Here is a 16,415-nt window from a genome sequence, read left to right on the forward strand (position 1 = left end):
TGCCGGTCATGGGTGACAAGGATCAGTCGGACATCGCGCACTACGAGCGGCCGGAAGGGCTGCCGCCGGTCAACGGGTACAGCCACGCGGTGGCGTTCACGGGGCGCATGGTCGCGGTGTCGGGTCAGGTGCCGCTCGAGGCGGATGGCACGCTGGTCGGCGAGGACGACGCGGAGGTCCAGATCCGGCAGGTGTTCGTCAATCTCGTGGCGGCGCTGGCCGCCGCGGGCGCGACGCCGGACCGGATCGTGAAGCTCACCGTCTTCCTCACCGATCTCGCCGACCTCGCCGCCTTCCGGCGGGTGCGGGACGAATTCCTGGTCCCGCAGAGGCTCCCCGCGTGTTCCCTGGTACGGGTCGCCGGGCTGGTCAACCCGGCGTTCCGGGTGGAGATCGACGCGCTGGCGGCGATCTGATCAGGCATCGGGTCCGGAGCCGGACCGCGCGCCGACCTCGTACCTGACCCGGCGTCAATCCGGCCAACTGCCGTCCGCCAGAAAGGCGTCGATCGCCGCCGCGTACGGCGCGATGTCCAGGCCCTGCGCCGCGAGCCAGGCGTCGGAATAGTACTTGTCGAGGTAGCGGTCGCCCGGATCGCAGATCAGGGTGACGACGCTGCCGGTGCGCCCCTCCGCGACCATCTCTGCGATGATCTTGAAGGCGCCCCACAGCCCGGTGCCGGTGGAGCCGCCCGCCTTGCGGCCGATGGCCGTGTCGAGGGCGCGTACGGCCGCGACCGAGGCGGCGTCCGGGACCTTCATCATGCGGTCGATCGCGCCGGGCACGAAGCTCGGCTCCATGCGCGGCCGTCCGATCCCCTCGATCCGTGAACCCCGTTCGCAGGAAACGGACTTGTCGCCGGTCAGCCAGCCGTCGAAGAAGCAGGAGTTCTCCGGGTCGGCGACGCAGATCCGTGTGTCGTGCTGCATGTAGTGCACGTAGCGGGCGATGGTCGCCGAGGTGCCGCCGGTCCCCGCGGTGGCGACGATCCAGGCCGGGTCCGGGTACCGCTCACGGCGGAGCTGCTGGAACATCGACTCGGCGATGTTGTTGTTGCCGCGCCAGTCGGTCGCGCGCTCGGCGTACGTGAACTGGTCCATGTAGTGCCCGCCGGTCTCGGCCGCGAGCCGCGCGGAGACCTCGTAGACCGTGCGCGGGTCGTCCACGAGATGACACCGGCCGCCGTGGAATTCGATCAGCCGCTGCTTCTCGTGCGCGGTGGTGCGCGGGAGGACCGCGACGAAGGGCACGCCGATGAGACCGGCGAAATAGGCCTCGGACACGGCAGTTGAGCCGCTGGACGCCTCGATGACCGGCTTGCCGGGGCGGATCCAGCCGTTGCACAGCCCGTAGAGGAAGAGCGAGCGGGCGAGGCGGTGCTTGAGCGAGCCGGTCGGGTGGGTGGACTCGTCCTTGAGGTAGAGGTCGATGCCCCACGACTCGGGCAGCGGGAAGCGCAGCAGGTGGGTGTCGGCGGACCGGTTGGCGTCGGCCTGGACCTTGCGGACGGCTTCCTTCAGCCAGGCGCGGTAGCCGGTGTCGGTGCGGTCGAGGTCCACCGTGCCCGTACGGCCGCCCGCCCGGTCGCTCGCCCCGGCCGCACCGGTCGCCCCCGCCGTTCCGGCTCCCTCGCAGGCTCGTCCCGCGCCGCTCGCCCCGTCCGATCGCTCGCCGGTCTCGTCCGAATCGTTCGCGTCCATGCCGTGGATCATAAGCGGCTAAACCACCGGAAAGCGGTCCAGCACTGGCCCGGGCGCCCTTTGCGCAGGCGGGCGACGGGTCCCGGAAGTTGCGGATTCGGCCACCTGGGGAGACTCTGAAATCGCATCACGGAGTGCTGTAGCAGTCACTCTACGCATTTTCGCTCAGGTGTTCCCATCGGAGCGGCGTACGTCCCGGACCCGCCCCGCGGTGTTCCGGCCCCCGCCGCGGAGGGAGTCGCAGCCGTGATCATGCAAGCCGACCAAACCGACAGAGAGTGTGCGCTCGAACTCGACGCGCATCCGTACCGGATCCAGCAGATCCGGCGCATCGTGTCCGCCCAGCTTCGCTACTGGCGCCTCGACCCGCTGATCGACGCGGCGTCGCTCGGCATCAGCGAACTGCTCGCGAACGTCCACCGCCACGCCAAGCCCGACAAGCACTGCTCGGTGCGTCTGTCGCACGCGTCCGACCGCCTCACGGTGGCCGTCGCCGACAACGACCCGAGGCTGCCGAAGCTGGCACCGGCCGCCGCGGAGCCGCTGGCGACCGCCGGTCGCGGGCTGGCCATGGTGGAGGCGGTGAGCGACAGTTGGGGCACCGATCTACTGCCCGAGGACGGCGGCAAGGTCGTGTGGTTCGTGCTCCGCACACCGATGCCGCGGCCGTCGCTGGTCCCGCTGCGTGCCGCTGTGGCCGTCGAGCCCCCGCGTGAGCGCATCGCCGCCGTCGCCGCCAGTATCGCCGTACCGGTCGCCTGACCGACCCGGTGCGCAGGCCGCCCGTCACGGCGATCCCGTACGGTGCCTGCGCGGCGATCCGCGAGGCCACGGAACCGGCCGTCGTATCCCCCGTGTGGATACGGCGGCCGGTCCGTCTGCGCGCGCCCCTCCGCCGTGCCCCGTGCCCCGCTGTCGTGTCTCGCTGTCGTGCCTGGCCGCCGTGCCCCGCTGCCTCACTCGGCGGCGACGGCCCGCAGGACGTCCGGCCGGGCCGCCCGTCGGGCGGGCCGCCGGGCAGCGCGCTCACGCCGTACCGCTCTTGCCCTCGCGCAGGTCACGGCCGAAGCGCTCGTCCAGGACCGACAGCCGGCGCCAGTACTCGTCCTCGTCGATCTCGCCCGCGGCGAAGCGGCGGCCGAGCAGGGTGACCGGCGAGTTCTCCGCGGCCTCGGTGGCCGCCTGCGACCGCCAGGGCGCCGTACGCCAGGGGCCGCCGCGCCCGCGTCCGCGCCAGACGGTGCGGCGCAGCACGGTGATCACGGTGACGACCACGGCCGCCCAGATCAGGGGCAGGAACAGGATCCACGGGCCGGGCCCGCCGTCATGCCAAGCCAGGGTGTTCATCGCCCGTCAACTCCTCGGTGGATGCCGTGTCGGGAGGTTTCTTCCGACACCACCGAGCCTCGTCCTCCACGGCCCGCCCGTCGTCGTACCGCCAGCGGCACCCGCGCTACCACCCGCGGAGTACGCGGCGGTCCCGGCACTGCTCCCGGCGGTGCGGGCACCGACGCCGGCGGTCGAGGGCGGACGCTGTCGTACCCCTGCCCTAGGGTCGGGGACATGTGGCGCTGCACGGGACTGGGCTGGGGTCAGGGCGGTCCCGAGTGGACGTGGTGGCATCCGGTGCACCGCGGCCGGTCGAGCCCGCTGCGGCTCGGCGGACCGCTGTCCCTGGCCGTCGGCGCGGACGCGGTACGCACCTGCGCGGGGGTGTGGCGCGGCGGCCGGTACGTGACGTGTCCTTACGCCGCGCAGTTGCCTCCCGACGTACGGCGCGATCAGTGCGAGCGGTGCGCGGCGCTGGACCGTTCGTATTCGGTGGCGGCCGACACCAAGGCGGACGATCCGCGGCCGTACGCCGTCTATCTGGCCTGGTTCGGCCCCGGGCTGCTCAAGGTGGGCATCACAGCGGCCGAACGCGGCGCGGCCAGGCTGCGGGAGCAGGCCGCCGTCTGCTTCACCTTCCTCGGCGAGGGGCCACTGATGACGGCCCGCCGTACCGAGGCGATCCTGGGCTCGGCCCTCGGCGTCCCCGACCGCGTCTCCGCTCCGGCCAAGCGCGCCGCCCGCCACGCGCTGCCCGACGCGGAGGCCCGCGCGGCCGAACTGCGTGGCCTGCACGCCTCGGTGGCCGGCCTGCTCCCCGACACCTTGCGGGCTCGGCCCTGCGAAGTCGTCGACCACGCCGTCCTGTTCGGCCTCTCCCCCGGCCAACTCCCGCCTCCGGCAGCCCGCATCACCGCGCTGCCGCCGGGCAGCACTGTGACCGGGACGGTCAGGGCGGCGGCCGGTTACGACGTCTACGTGCGGGTCTCGGAGCCGGAGGCGTCCTCCCTCCCGGAGGGGGCGGAAGGCTCGGGCCGCCTTCTGCTCCTCGACACCCGGCTCGCCCAGGGCTGGTCCCTGCTGCGCCCGCCGTACGGGGCGCCGACGGACGTCCCGACGGCCGTCACCGCGCCGACCAAGGAAGCCCCGCCGCCACTCTTCTGAGGGGTCGCCGCTGTGCGGTTTGTCTTGCCCGCCCGCCCACCCGTGCGGGTGCTTTTCCGTCTGCGGGTGCCGCCTGTGCCTGGTCGGTGCCGGTCCGGGGCACCTCCTCGAAATGCGGCCGCCTGCTCCCTCGTATCCGGTGCCGTTCCTGTCACCGCATTTCTGCGGGGGCACCCCGGCCCGTCCCCTCCCGGTACGTCGGCGCCCGACGGTCCGGTGGGGGTTGCCGGGGAGGAGGTTCTTCCGGCGAACCGCCCTGGGCAAGTTGCCCCCCCAGTGGGTCGGAGAACGCCCCCTGAGGGCGGAGGACGCTCGGGGCACCCTCACGGTCTTTGACACCCATCCCGGCCACCCCCACCGGCGGGCGGACGCCGACGGGCGAGGAGGGGACGGGCCGGGGTGCCCCCGCAGGGGGACGAACGGGCAAGGCCAGAAGCAGGCGCAGGTGCCCGCACGTTCGTCGCCCGAGGAGGTGCCCCGGACCGGGACCGACCGGGCACAAGCGGCACCCGCAGACGACAAAACACCCGCACGGGTGGGCGGGCGGGCAAGACAAACCGCACAGCGGCGAACCGCCAAACGAACGGGCTCCGCTCACCCGCCCAGCAGCGCCAGCGGATCATCCAGTACCGGCTGCCACGCCAACTCCGCCGCCCCGACAAGGCTGTTGTGGTCCAGAGCACAGGCAAGCAGCGGCACACTACCGCTGCGCCCCCAAAGGCTGTGATCGGCGACAACGGCCCGCAGACGCTCCGGATCGGCGTCCAGCAGATAGCGGTGCAGGCCGCCGAGAAGGATGCGATCGGGGTTGAGGACGTTGACGAGCCCGGCCAGACCGCGGCCGAGGCGGTCGATGAGGGTGTGCGCGGCGTCGCGGACGGAGGGGTCGGACGGGTCGTCGTACTCCCTGCGGAGCAGGTCGATGGACTGCTGGAGCAGCGAGCCCTCGGGCCCCGGCGCGCGACCGGCCGCTTCGAGGAAGGCCAGCGGGTCGGCCTCGACGTCGAGACAGCCGCGGCTGCCGCAGTGGCAGGGGCGGCCGTCGGGCAGCACGGTGAGGTGGCCGACCTCCAGGGCGAGCCCTGAACTGCCGGTGTGCAGACGGCCGTCGAGGACCAGGGCGCCACCGACACCGCGGTGTCCCGAGGCGACGACGAGCAGGTGCTGGGCGTCGCGTCCCGCGCCGTGCCGGTGTTCGGCGAGCGCGGCGACGTTGACGTCGTTGCCGATGAAGGAGGGGACGGGGTCGCCGTCTGGTCCCGTGATGCCGGCGCGGGCGATCTGGCTCGCGAACACCTGCCGTACGGGGGCGCCCGCGGGCCACGCGAGGTGCAGGGGGTTGAGTGCGGTGCCCTCGGGCTCCGCGACGGCGGACGGTACGGCGAGGCCCGCGCCGACGCAGACCCGTCCCGACGCGCTCAGCAGCTTCGCTCCGGCCTCCACGACCGCGGCGAGCACATGCGCGGGGTCGGCGTGCACGGTCATGGAGCCGGGCGCGGTGGCGACGATCTCGCCGCCGAGTCCGACCAGCGCAGCCCGGAATCCGTCGGCGTGCACCTGGGCGGCGAGCGCGACCGGTCCGCCTGGGGCCACGTCGAGCCGGTGGGAGGGACGGCCCTGGGCGCCGGAGGGTCCGGTGGGCCGGGTGTCGACCCGGATCAGTCCCAGCGCCTCCAGCTCCGCGGCCACCGCCCCGGCCGTGGCGCGGGTCACTCCGAGCTCCGCGGTGAGCAGGGCGCGGGTCGCCGCGCGGCCGGTGTGCACGAGGGAGAGTGCCGGGCCGAGCGCGCCCCGACCCCTCTCAAGCCTTGTCCGAATCTGTGTCACCCCTCTATTCTGACTTTGTGCCGACGCTAAACAAAATAGGGACGGCCCTCGGCCGATCCCACCACACTCCCCCACCCTCTCCTGCCCTACGCCGCCTGCGCGTCGCCCTGACCGTCTTCTTCGCCGTCGACGGCTTCCTCTTCGCCGGGTGGGTCGTCCGCATTCCCGCGATCAAGGCCCAGACCGGCGCGACCGCCGGTCAGTTGGGCCTCGCGCTCCTCGGTGTCTCCGTCGGCGCCATCGCCACGATGGTGCTCACCGGACGGCTCTGCCGCCGCTTCGGCAGCCGCCGGGTGACAGTGCTGACCGGCATCCTCCTCTCCCTGAGCATCGCCCTGCCCCCGAGGACGCACTCGGCACTCGCCCTCGGCCTCGTCCTGCTGTTGTTCGGAGTGGCCTACGGCGGCATGAACGTGGCGATCAACAGCGTCGCCGTCGACCTGGTCGCGGCCATGCGCCGCCCGGTCATGTCCAGCTTCCACGCGGCGTACAGCATGGGCGGGCTGCTCGGCGCGGGGCTCGGCGGCCTGCTGGCACCGCACCTGTCGGCCGCCACGCACCTGCTGCTGCTCACCCCGATCGGCCTGCTGACGGTCTTCCTCGCCGGACGCGTCCTGCTGGCGCACCCGCTGCGGCAGCCGTCGGCGGTCGCGGCACGCCAGATGGCCGGACCCGTACAGGCCCGTACGGAACCGCCGCTCGCGGACGGCCCGGCCCGTACGGCCGCGGCACCTGCCGACGCGGTCACCCCGACGCCGACGGACCCGGTGCACGCGCCCGCCGCGAAGACGGCGCCCGGCAAGCCCGCCAGGACCGGGCTGATCGTCCTCCTCTTCGGTCTGATCGCGGCGTGTTCCGCGTACGGCGAGGGCGCGCTCGCCGAATGGGGGCCGCTGCACATCGAGCAGGATCTGCACGGCGGGTCGAGCATCGCGGCGGCCGGTTACGCGGCGGTCGCGGGCGCGATGATGCTCGGCCGCCTTTCCGGTACCGCGCTGATCGAACGTCTGGGACAGACACGGGCGTTGGTGCTGGGCGGCCTCACCGCCTCCGCGGGGATGCTGATCGGCGCGCTGGCGCCGTCCACCCCGGTCGTGGTGGCCGGTTTCGCCGTCACCGGGCTCGGCCTGGCCAACCTCTTCCCCACCGCCATGGCCAGGGCGGGCGAACTGACCGGCCCCGGCGGCGTCGCGGCGGCCTCCACCCTCGGCTACGGCGGCATGCTGCTCGGCCCGCCCTCGATCGGCTTCCTCACCGACGCCGTCGGCCTGCCCACCGCGCTGACCACCGTCTCCGCACTGGCCGCGGTCGCGGCGGCAATCGCCTACGGCGTACGGAACAGCGCCGCGCGCGCCGAGAAGTGACCGACGGAACAGGCGCTCACCGCCACGTATCACGGCATGCTGGTCCCCGGCCGCGAGATCCACTGCCGGAAGCGTAGGGCCCGGAGACCGGGCGGAGCGAAGGCGTCGGAGCCTCACGGGCCGGAACCGTACGGGTTCGGAACCGCAAGGAGGAGCGATGCGCATACCGTCCTGGCTGACCACCGCCACCGGCCCGCTGCACCGGGAACGGATCTCCCGCGGCTATCTGTACGTCGTCGGCGCCGCGCTGGCACTGATGCTGCTGGACACCGCGGTCTTCTCGCACCGCAACGCCTCGCTCACCGCCGTACTGCTGGTGCTGCTGACGCTGCCGTGGACGCCGCTGATCTGGGCGCTCTTCGCCGCGGTCGGCGGCATGGACACCCGTGGCACCGCCTTCGGCTGGTCCGGCTGGACGCTGACCGTCGTGGCCGCGCTGATCTCCGCGGCGCTCAACGCCGTACTGCTCGGCTACGCGGCCAGGTACGCCCGCCGCCGCGCCGATGCCAGGGGCGAGCGCTCCGCCGACGGCTCGACGGCCGCGGAGACGGGCGCCCGGCCCACCCGCTGAGCGGGCCGCCGGCCCCATTTACTCCCTCGCCCGCACGGTGACCGCCCTGCGAGAATCCGCGCATGGAGAGCGATCAGCGGACGGGGAGGCGGACGGGGAGCATGGAGACGGCCGAGTTCATCGACACGCTGCGCGACGAGGGCACGCTGCTCGCCGACGCGGCGGGCAGCGCCGGTCTCGACGCGCCCGTGCCGCCGTGCCCAGGCTGGCGGGTGCGCGACCTGCTGGCGCACACCGGCGCGGTGCACCGCTGGGCCACCGGGTACGTCGCCGAAGGCCGCATGGAACGCGAGCCGTTGGACCCGGCGGTGCCCGACGACCCGGAACTGGTGGACTGGTACCGGGGTACGCATCGGCGACTGACGGAAGCGCTGGTCGCCGCCCCCGCCGATCTGACGTGCTGGTTCTTCCTGGCGGCGCCATCGCCGCTGGCCTTCTGGGCGCGGCGCCAGGCCCATGAGACGACGATCCACCGGATCGACGCGGAGGCGGCACTCGGCCGCGACCCGTCCCCGCTGGACACCGGCTTCGCGGCGGACGGCGTGGACGAACTACTGACCGGCTTCCAGGCCAGGCGGCGGGCCAAGCTCCGCACCGACCGGCCGCGCACACTGCGGGTCCGGGCGACCGACGTGCCGGGCGGCGCCCGCGAGTGGCTGCTGCGGCTCTCGCCCGAGGCCCCGACCGCGGAGCGCGACGCGTCCGGTGAGGCGGACTGCACCGTCACCGACTCGGCGGCCGACCTCTATCTGGCGCTGTGGAACCGCGCGCCGTACGAGCGGCTGTCGGTGACGGGTGACGACGCGCTGGTGGAGCTGTGGCGGCGGACGGCGAAGATCACCTGACGAACGGACCGGGACCCGCGGATTGACGAACGGGATCAGCTCTGGACGAGCATCCGTTCCAGCACGGCGCGGTGGCAGGGGCGGGCCTGCTCGTAGCGGGCGCGGCCGGTCTCGGTGAGGCCGACGCGTACGCCCCGGCGGTCCTCGCTACAGATGCCGCGGTCAACGAGACCGTCCTTCTCCAGCCGGGCGACGAGCCGGGACAGCGCGCTCTGGCTGAGGTGGACGCGGTCGGCCAACTCCTGGACGCGGAAGGTGCAGCCGCCGTCGCGGGGGTCGCCGGAGGCGAGCAGGTCCAGCACCTCGAAGTCGCTGGCGCCGAGCCCGTACTGGTGCAGCTCACGGTCGAGTTCACATGCCGTGCGCGCGTGAACGGCAAGGATCTGCCGCCACTCGTCCACGAGCGCCCGCTCACCCTTGTCGCCGGTCATGTCTGCACGGTAGCAGAAAGCGAACCCTTCATGCACGGACATTAAATGCGCTTGCATTGAATGCGTGCGCATGTAAGTCTCGCCTCCATGACCTCTCCGTCTTCTACCGTCCCCCGCACCGAGGAGCGATGGAGTGCCCTGCAGTGGGGCACGCTCCTGGTGCTCTGCGCGGCGCTCTTCCTCGACGCACTCGATGTGTCGATGGTCGGCGTGGCGCTGCCTTCGATCGCCCACGACCTCGACCTCTCCACGTCCTCGCTCCAGTGGGTCGTCAGCGGTTACATCCTCGGCTACGGCGGCCTGCTGCTGCTCGGCGGCCGCGCGGCCGACCTGCTCGGCAGGCGCCGCGTCTTCCTCATCGCGCTCGGCGTCTTCGCCGTCGCCTCACTGCTCGGCGGCCTGGTCGACTCGGGTGAACTGCTGATCGCGACCCGCTTCATCAAGGGCCTCAGCGCCGCGTTCACCGCGCCCGCCGGACTGTCGATCATCACCACGACCTTCGCCGAGGGCCCGGTCCGCAACCGCGCCCTCACCATCTACTCGAGCTGCGGCGCCACCGGCTTCTCCATGGGCCTGGTGCTCTCCGGCTTCCTCACCGAGGCGGGCTGGCGCTGGACGATGCTGCTGCCCGCGCCGGTCGCGCTGATCGCCCTCGCCGCCGGTCTGAAGCTCATCCCGAAGAGCCCGCGCGAGAGCGGCAAGGGCCGCGGCTACGACCTGCCGGGCGCCGTCACCGGCACGGCCTCGATGCTGTTGCTGGTGTTCACCGTGGTCTCGGCGTCCGAGGCGGGCTGGGCCTCGGCCCGCACGCTGGTCTCCTTCGCCGCCGTCGCCGTCCTGCTGGCGTCCTTCGTCGCCATCGAACACCGCTCCTCGTCCCCGCTGATCCGGCTCGGCGTCCTGCGCTCGTCGAGCCAGATCAGGGCCAACCTCGGCGGCGCCACCTTCTTCGGCTCGTACGTCGCCTTCCAGTTCCTCGTCACGCAGTACATGCAGAACGTGCTGGGCTGGAGCGCCCTGCACACCGCGCTCGCCTTCCTGCCCGCGGGCTCCCTGGTGGCCGTCCTCTCCACCCGGATGGGCCCGATCGTGGACCGGTTCGGCACACCACGGGTGATCGCCGTCGGCTTCACCTCGCTGGTCATCGGCTACATCCTCTTCCTCCGGATCAATCTGGACCCGAACTACGCGGCGGCCATCCTGCCGTCGATGCTGCTGCTCGGCGCCGCCTTCGCGCTGGCCTTCCCGTCCCTCAACATCCAGGCCACCAATGGCGTCAAGGACCATGAGCAGGGCATGGTCTCCGGACTGCTCAACACCTCCTTCCAGGTCGGCGGCGCCATCTTCCTGGCCGTGGTCACCGCGGTGGTCACCGCCGGCGGCGGCGATCACCCGGCGAACAAGCAGGCCATTCTCGACAGTTACCGGCCCGGCCTGTGGGTCGTCACCGGCATCGGTCTCGTGGGCCTGCTGCTGACCCTGTCCGGGCTGTTCACCCGCAGGAAGGCGTCCTACGGCATCCTTGTCGCGTCGTCCGCCGACTTCGAGAACGGGGGCGCGGGACGGTCCGGCGCCGTCGGTTCCGCGGCTGCCAGGGGGTCTGCCGGTTCCGCGGGCTCCGCCGAGGCGGCCGACGAGCCGGAACAGGTCGCCGTGCGGGACTGATCGCCCGGTCGGCAGACCGCTCGGCCGACTGTCCGATTCCGTTACCGCTTCCCTTCCGATGCCCTCCGACTCCCTTGGTGATCCGGGCACTTGACGACCGGCCCCGCGCGAAAGGCATCGCGCGGGGCCGGTCGCACCATGGCAGACTTGGCCGCATCGCGATTGCGACGGGAGGGGCGGGGGATGCGCGGAAGCCGTACGCAAGCGGAACGCGACGCCATCACAGTCGAAATGGTCTTCGCCATGGTGTCGGGCGCCGTGCTGGCGGCGATCGGATTTCTGGCGGTGGTGAGCCCGGTCATGGCGGACGAGGCCCACGGCACGGCCCGCGAAGGGTGGTTCACCGCCGCGGTGATCGTCGCCGCGGCCGCCTTCTGCGGGCGCGTCGCCCTGACGCTCCGCCGCTTCGAGCGGCGGGGGCACGCGCTGCACGAGCGGATTCCGTTACCGGGGGCACCGGTCGGCGCGGACGCGGGCACCGAGAGGGGCGCGGGCGCCGAGTCGGGCGCGGGAGCCGGTCCGGATTCGGGGGCGGAGTTGGGTACGGCGGCGGCCCGTTCGCCTTCGGACGGTGGGTCGGTGACGTCGGGTCAGCCCAGCCAGCCGGGACGGACGAGCCCGGACTCGTAGGCCATCACGACCAGTTGGGCCCGGTCGCGCGCCCCGAGTTTCACCATCGCGCGGCTGACGTGCGTCTTGGCGGTGAGCGGGCTCACGACGAGGCGGCGTGCGATCTCGTCGTTGGACAGCCCGATGCCGACCAACGCCATCACCTCCCTTTCCCGCTCGGTGAGTTGATCCAGGCCGACCGCCCGCGCGGGCTCCTTGGAACGAGCGGCGAATTCGGCGATCAGCCGACGGGTCACACCGGGCGACAGCAGCGCGTCGCCCCCCACCACCGCCCTTACCGCACGCAGTAGTTCCTCCGGCTCGGTGTCCTTCACCAGGAAGCCGGAGGCTCCGGCGCGGATCGCCTCGAAGACGTATTCGTCGAGTTCGAAGGTGGTGAGGATGACCACCTTGACCTCGGCCAGCGCCGGGTCGTCGGTGATCCGGCGGGTGGCGGCCAGACCGTCCGTCAGCGGCATGCGGATGTCCATCAGCACGGCGTCGGGGGTCATGTCGCGGACCAGCCGCAGCGCCTCCTCGCCGTCGGCCGCCTCCCCCACCACCTCGATGTCGCTCTGCGCGTCCAGCAGCGCGCGGAATCCGGCGCGTACCAGCACCTGGTCGTCGGCCAGCAGCACGCGGATCACGAACGCTCCTCGGTGGCCTCGGTGGCCTCGGCGGCCTCGGCGGCCTTGGTGAACTCGGTCGCCTCAGCGGCTCCGTCGGCGGCGGTGGGCCGGTCGGCGCGGTCCTGCGGCGGCGGCTCGGCCGTGCCCGATCGTACGGCGCGCGGCGCCGGCGTGGCGGCCGGTGGGGTCGGGTCCTCGGGGCGGTCGGCCGGGGCGGAGGTTCCGGGCGTCGGGCCGATTGGGGCCTCGGTGCCGCCACCCGGTACGCCCGGCGCGACGATCGGCAGCAGCGCGCGGATCCGGAAGCCGCCGTCGGGGCGCGGGCCCGCCTCCAGCGTGCCGCCCAGCGCGACGCTCCGCTCGCGCATGCCGACCAGGCCGTTGCCGCCGCCGCTCTCGCCGCCCGCGACGGCGGGTCCGTCGTCGTCGACGGTCACTTCCACGCTGCCGGGCCGATAGCCGAGGCGGATACGGGCGACGCGGGAGCCGGAGTGCCGCACGATGTTCGTCAGCGCCTCCTGCACGATACGGAAGGCGGCGAGGTCGACGCCGGGCGGCAGCGGGGCCGGTGCGCCGTCGACGGTGACCTCGGCCTTCAGGCCCGCGGAGCCCGCCTGTTCGACCAGTTCGGGGAGCCGGTCGAGGCCCGGTGCGGGCGAGCGCGGTGCCTCGCCGGGGGCGCGGAGCGTACTGAGCACCTGCCGTACCTCGCCCAGCGCTTCCTTGCTGGCGGCCTTGATGGTGACCAGCGCCGTCCGCGCCTGCTCCGGCCGCTCGTCCATCAGCGCGAGGGCCACGCCCGCCTGCACATTGATCACAGAGATGCTGTGCGCGAGCACGTCGTGCAGTTCGCGGGCGATCCGCATGCGCTCCTCGTCGGCCTTGCGGTGCTCGGCCTCGGCCCGCTCGCGGCGGTCCCTGGCGATCTGCTCCCGCCGTACCCGGTACAGCTCGGCGGCGGCCAGCACCGCGAGCAGCCAGGCACCGGCCGCGGAGGTCTCCGCCCAGGACGCGCGGCCGTCTCCGGAGGGCGGCAGATAGCGGTAGAGCCACTGGCCGATCAGCGTGTGTCCGGCGAAGAACACCAGGGCGATGGTCGGCACGGCTCTTCTGTGGCCCGCGGCGACGGCGCTGAAGAAGGCGACGACGAGGCTGGCGAAGACCGGGCCGTAGGGGTAGCCGAGCGTGATGTAGAGCAGCGTCACGCCGCAGGTCGCGGCGGCCACGACGACCGGTGCGCGGCGACGGAAGAGCAGCAGTCCCGGGCCCGCGAGCAGCAGGAGGTAGCCGAGCCAGTCCAGGTCGACCCGGCCGGTCTGGCGGCCCGATGCCACGCGGGTGCCGACGACCTGGACGAAGGCCAGCGCGAGTGCGGGGATCCAGACGGGCCGCGCGAACGGGAATCCGTGGCGCGGCGGCCCTGTCGGCTCCTCGTGGCTCATGCGTTCCACGCTAGACCGCGGTCCAGGACGCGGCGTCCGCTGTACGGGGGCACCGCGACTACTTCGCGGGGAGTACGCCGCCCGCCGCCGACGCGTCCGCGGGTATGTCGTCAGGGGTGTCCGCCGAGGCGCTCGCGGGGGCGCCGAGGCCGACTTGGCGGGCCAGTCCCGCGGCTGCCAGGTCGAGGAATTCACGGCGGGCCTCGACCACCCGGTTGAACTGGCCGAAGACCTCGAAGCTGATCAGCCCGAAGAGCTGCGCCCAGGCGGCGACGAGCGCGGCGACCGTCCGCACCGGCAGATCGGGGGCCAGTTCCGCGGCGAGCCGGGCGGCGTCGGCGCGGACGGGGGCGGCGAGCGGATTGCCGGGCGGCTGCGTGAGCAGGCCGTCGCGGTGGGCGTCGCGGACGACGGAGAACAGGGCCAGGGCGGCGCGTGAGGCGGGGCCGATGGTGTCGAGCGGCGCGGTGTATCCGGGTACGGGTGAGCCGTAGATCAGCGCGTACTCGTGCGGATGGGCGACGGCCCACTCGCCGGCGGCGCGGCAGATCGCGACCCATCGGTCGGCCGGTGCCGCGCCCTGCTCCGCCGCATGCGCCAGGGCGTCCTCCGCCGCCGCGCCGATCGCGTCGTAGGCGTCGATGATGAGAGCGGTGAGCAGATCGTCCCTGCTCGGGAAGTAGCGGTAGAGGGCGGATGAGACCATGCCCAGTTCGCGTGCGACCGCGCGCAGCGAGAGCCGCGCCGCTCCCTCGGCTGCGAGCTGGCGTCTGGCCTCTTCCTTGATGGCCGCGGTGACTTCGATCCTCGCCCGTTCCCTGGCTCCTTTGATCACGCTCATGGCAGTCAGTGTGCCATCTTCAAGAGCATCAGCCAAGAAAGAGAGCAGTGCTCTTGCTTTTTCTCGCGAGGCGCTGACACACTGTTCTCAAGCGAGAGCACCGCTCACAAAGGCGGTCACGACAGCAGTCGAGAAATCGGAGAGATCGCCATGTCTGAGCAGGTCGCACACGTCAAGAAGCCCGGCTGGTTCACGGTCAACGTCCTCAATCGCACGGTCGGCTGGCTGACCCGGCGCGGCTTGAGCGTCTGGGGTTCGCGGGTGCTGGCCGTCCGGGGCCGCAAGAGCGGTGAGTGGCGGCAGACCCCGGTGAATCTGCTGACCTTCGAGGACCGGCGGTATCTGGTGGCCCCGCGCGGCCACGTCCAGTGGACCTACAACATGCGGGTGGCCGGCGGCGGCGAACTGCACCTCGGCAAGAAGGTCGAGGAGTTCACCGCCACCGAGGTGGCCGACGACGACAAGCCCGCCATCCTGCGCGCCTACCTCAAGCGCTGGAAGGCCGAGGTCGGAGCCTTCTTCGACGGCGTGGGCCCGGATTCGACCGACGAGGAGCTGCGCGCGATAGCGCCCAACCACCCCATCTTCCAGGTCCACGCCACCGACGGGAAGTGAGGCGCGGGAGTACCGCACAGCACCCGGAGCCGGTCCGGGGCCGACGTCAGGCCCGGTCGACGGCCTCCAGTGCCTTGCGGGCGAGCGGGTGGGTGCGGACGAGTTCGGCGAGCGAGCTCTTGCCGCGGGTGATGCCCGCGAAGGCGCGCCAGGCGGGCGGGAATGTGGTGAGCACGGCGTGCAGCATTCCGGGGCGCCGTTCGAAGAGGGTCAGCATGCGGCGGCCGACCCCCATCTCGACGCCGAGGCCGGCCTTCACCGCGAAGGTGTAGTTGAGGGCCTGGCGCCTGGCGTCCACCGCGTCGTGGGACTCGGCGATGCGCACCGCCCACTCCCCCGCCAGACGGCCGGAGCGCAGCGCGTAGGAGATGCCCTCGCGCGTCCAGGGTTCGAGCAGGCCCGCGGCGTCGCCGCAGACCAGGACCCGGCCGCGGGAGAGCGGGGAGTCGTCGGCGCGGCAGCGGGTGAGGTGGCCGGAGGAGACGCTGGGCTCGAACCCGGCCAGGCCGAGGCGGGCGATGAAGTCGTCCAGGTAGCGCTTGGTGGCGCTGCCGTCGCCGCGGGCGGAGATCACGCCCACGGTGAGGGAGTCGCCCTTGGGGAAGACCCAGCCGTAACTGCCGGGCAGCGGGCCCCAGTCGATCAGCACCCGTCCCGCCCAGTCCTCCGCGACGGACGTGGGGACCGGGATCTCCACCTCCAGTCCGAGGTCGACCTGGTCGAGCTTGACGCCGACATGAGCGCCTATCCGGCTCGCACTGCCGTCGGCGCCGACGACGGCGCGGGCGTAGACGGTCTCCTCGACGCCCTTGCCCGCCGGGCCGCCGCTGCCGTTGAGCACGACGGCGACGGTGCGACGGTCGGGGACACCGGGACCGTGCTGCTCCACGCGGGAGACGGTCACTCCGGTGCGCAGCTCGGCGCCCGCCTCGCAGGCGGCCTCCACGAGGGCGTTGTCGAATTCGGGCCGGTTGATCAGCCCGAAGAGCATCTGCCGGGAGCGCTTGGTGCGCGTCAGCTTGCCGTTGAGGCTGAAGGTGACCGCGTGCACCCGGTCGCGCAGGGGCAGTTCGAATCCCGGCGGCAGGGCGTCCCGTGAGGACCCGATGATCCCGCCGCCGCAGGTCTTGTACCTGGGCAGTTCGGACTTCTCCAAGAGGAGGACCCGACGGCCCGTCACGGCCGCGGCGTGGGCCGCGGTGGCCCCCGCGGGGCCCGCGCCGATCACCACGACGTCCCAGACCGCGAGCGCCTCGCCGTCGTTCGCGCCGCTGTCCTGCGCCGCCTGCTCACCGCTCACGTCTGTTTCGCTCCCGCTCGGCCTGTCCGGCTGTGTTGCCCCTGTTCAGCCGCATCCTATTGCGCCCGTCCGGAACATCTCGC

General features: G+C 72.7%; 17 protein-coding genes. 9 read left to right on the forward strand and 8 right to left on the reverse strand.

Annotated elements, in window-relative coordinates:
• The first annotated feature begins 8 nt into the window (after positions 1 to 8).
• Positions 9 to 416: a Rid family hydrolase gene (locus tag ACFZBB_RS07060; RefSeq protein WP_391118657.1), complete on the forward strand. Its 408-nt coding sequence runs from the start codon at positions 9 to 11 to the stop codon at positions 414 to 416.
• Positions 417 to 470: 54 nt separating this feature from the next.
• Here ACFZBB_RS07060 and ACFZBB_RS07065 read toward each other — a convergent pair whose 3' ends face one another.
• Entirely contained in the window at positions 471 to 1,700 is a 1,230-nt protein-coding gene (locus ACFZBB_RS07065; RefSeq protein WP_391118659.1) for a pyridoxal-phosphate dependent enzyme, read from the reverse strand.
• 252 nt (positions 1,701 to 1,952) lie between these two features.
• Between ACFZBB_RS07065 and ACFZBB_RS07070 the strand changes: the two genes are divergently transcribed.
• Entirely contained in the window at positions 1,953 to 2,462 is a 510-nt protein-coding gene (locus ACFZBB_RS07070) for an ATP-binding protein (protein WP_391119282.1), read from the forward strand.
• A gap of 264 nt (positions 2,463 to 2,726) precedes the next feature.
• On the opposite strand, the gene ACFZBB_RS07075 is transcribed toward ACFZBB_RS07070, so the two are convergent.
• Entirely contained in the window at positions 2,727 to 3,047 is a 321-nt protein-coding gene (locus tag ACFZBB_RS07075) for an SHOCT domain-containing protein (protein ID WP_391118661.1), read from the reverse strand.
• 216 nt (positions 3,048 to 3,263) lie between these two features.
• On the opposite strand from ACFZBB_RS07075, the gene ACFZBB_RS07080 reads away from it, so the two are divergent.
• Positions 3,264 to 4,193 (forward strand): DUF2797 domain-containing protein, encoded by a 930-nt coding sequence (locus ACFZBB_RS07080; protein WP_391118663.1) that lies wholly within the window; start codon positions 3,264 to 3,266, stop codon positions 4,191 to 4,193.
• A 594-nt stretch (positions 4,194 to 4,787) separates the two neighbouring features.
• Here ACFZBB_RS07080 and ACFZBB_RS07085 read toward each other — a convergent pair.
• Positions 4,788 to 6,020 (reverse strand): ROK family protein, encoded by a 1,233-nt coding sequence (locus ACFZBB_RS07085; RefSeq protein WP_391118665.1) that lies wholly within the window; start codon positions 6,018 to 6,020, stop codon positions 4,788 to 4,790.
• Between the two features lie 17 nt (positions 6,021 to 6,037).
• Here ACFZBB_RS07085 and ACFZBB_RS07090 point away from each other — a divergent pair, with 17 nt between their 5' ends.
• The 3 genes from ACFZBB_RS07090 (at position 6,038) to ACFZBB_RS07100 (ending at position 8,800) form a co-directional block, all read left to right on the forward strand.
• Positions 6,038 to 7,384, forward strand: a complete 1,347-nt coding sequence (locus tag ACFZBB_RS07090) for an MFS transporter (protein ID WP_391118667.1) — start codon at positions 6,038 to 6,040, stop codon at positions 7,382 to 7,384.
• Between the two features lie 157 nt (positions 7,385 to 7,541).
• On the forward strand, positions 7,542 to 7,955 hold the full coding sequence (locus ACFZBB_RS07095) for an SCO4225 family membrane protein (protein ID WP_391118669.1): 414 nt from the start codon (positions 7,542 to 7,544) through the stop codon (positions 7,953 to 7,955).
• Between the two features lie 101 nt (positions 7,956 to 8,056).
• A complete protein-coding gene (locus tag ACFZBB_RS07100; protein WP_391118671.1) occupies positions 8,057 to 8,800 on the forward strand; it encodes a maleylpyruvate isomerase family mycothiol-dependent enzyme in 744 nt (247 codons plus the stop codon).
• 35 nt (positions 8,801 to 8,835) lie between these two features.
• On the opposite strand, the gene ACFZBB_RS07105 is transcribed toward ACFZBB_RS07100, so the two are convergent.
• On the reverse strand, positions 8,836 to 9,231 hold the full coding sequence (locus ACFZBB_RS07105) for a MarR family transcriptional regulator (protein ID WP_391118673.1): 396 nt from the start codon (positions 9,229 to 9,231) through the stop codon (positions 8,836 to 8,838).
• Between the two features lie 87 nt (positions 9,232 to 9,318).
• Between ACFZBB_RS07105 and ACFZBB_RS07110 the strand changes: the two genes are divergently transcribed.
• Together ACFZBB_RS07110 and ACFZBB_RS07115 are read left to right on the forward strand one after the other, a co-directional pair.
• Complete coding sequence (locus tag ACFZBB_RS07110; protein ID WP_391118675.1) at positions 9,319 to 10,896, forward strand: MFS transporter; 1,578 nt, start codon at positions 9,319 to 9,321, stop codon at positions 10,894 to 10,896.
• Between the two features lie 183 nt (positions 10,897 to 11,079).
• On the forward strand, positions 11,080 to 11,526 hold the full coding sequence (locus tag ACFZBB_RS07115) for a DUF6332 family protein (protein WP_391118677.1): 447 nt from the start codon (positions 11,080 to 11,082) through the stop codon (positions 11,524 to 11,526).
• Here the strand turns inward: ACFZBB_RS07115 and ACFZBB_RS07120 are convergent.
• The 3 genes from ACFZBB_RS07120 to ACFZBB_RS07130 are packed head-to-tail and all read right to left on the reverse strand — an operon-like array spanning position 11,487 to position 14,417.
• Positions 11,487 to 12,152: a response regulator gene (locus ACFZBB_RS07120; protein ID WP_391118679.1), complete on the reverse strand. Its 666-nt coding sequence runs from the start codon at positions 12,150 to 12,152 to the stop codon at positions 11,487 to 11,489. The genes ACFZBB_RS07115 and ACFZBB_RS07120 overlap by 40 nt on opposite strands.
• Positions 12,149 to 13,576, reverse strand: coding sequence for a histidine kinase (locus ACFZBB_RS07125; protein ID WP_391118681.1), 1,428 nt, complete (start codon positions 13,574 to 13,576; stop codon positions 12,149 to 12,151). The genes ACFZBB_RS07120 and ACFZBB_RS07125 overlap by 4 nt, the downstream gene beginning before the upstream one ends.
• Before the next feature lie 58 nt (positions 13,577 to 13,634).
• Entirely contained in the window at positions 13,635 to 14,417 is a 783-nt protein-coding gene (locus ACFZBB_RS07130; RefSeq protein ID WP_391118683.1) for a WHG domain-containing protein, read from the reverse strand.
• A gap of 150 nt (positions 14,418 to 14,567) precedes the next feature.
• Between ACFZBB_RS07130 and ACFZBB_RS07135 the strand changes: the two genes are divergently transcribed.
• Complete coding sequence (locus ACFZBB_RS07135) at positions 14,568 to 15,032, forward strand: nitroreductase family deazaflavin-dependent oxidoreductase (protein WP_355343847.1); 465 nt, start codon at positions 14,568 to 14,570, stop codon at positions 15,030 to 15,032.
• 46 nt (positions 15,033 to 15,078) lie between these two features.
• On the opposite strand, the gene ACFZBB_RS07140 is transcribed toward ACFZBB_RS07135, so the two are convergent.
• On the reverse strand, positions 15,079 to 16,332 hold the full coding sequence (locus ACFZBB_RS07140; RefSeq protein WP_391118686.1) for a geranylgeranyl reductase family protein: 1,254 nt from the start codon (positions 16,330 to 16,332) through the stop codon (positions 15,079 to 15,081).
• Positions 16,333 to 16,415: the final 83 nt, after the last annotated feature.

This window comes from Streptomyces sp. NPDC008139 (assembly GCF_042957025.1).
Classification (GTDB): Bacteria; Actinomycetota; Actinomycetes; order Streptomycetales; family Streptomycetaceae; genus Actinacidiphila.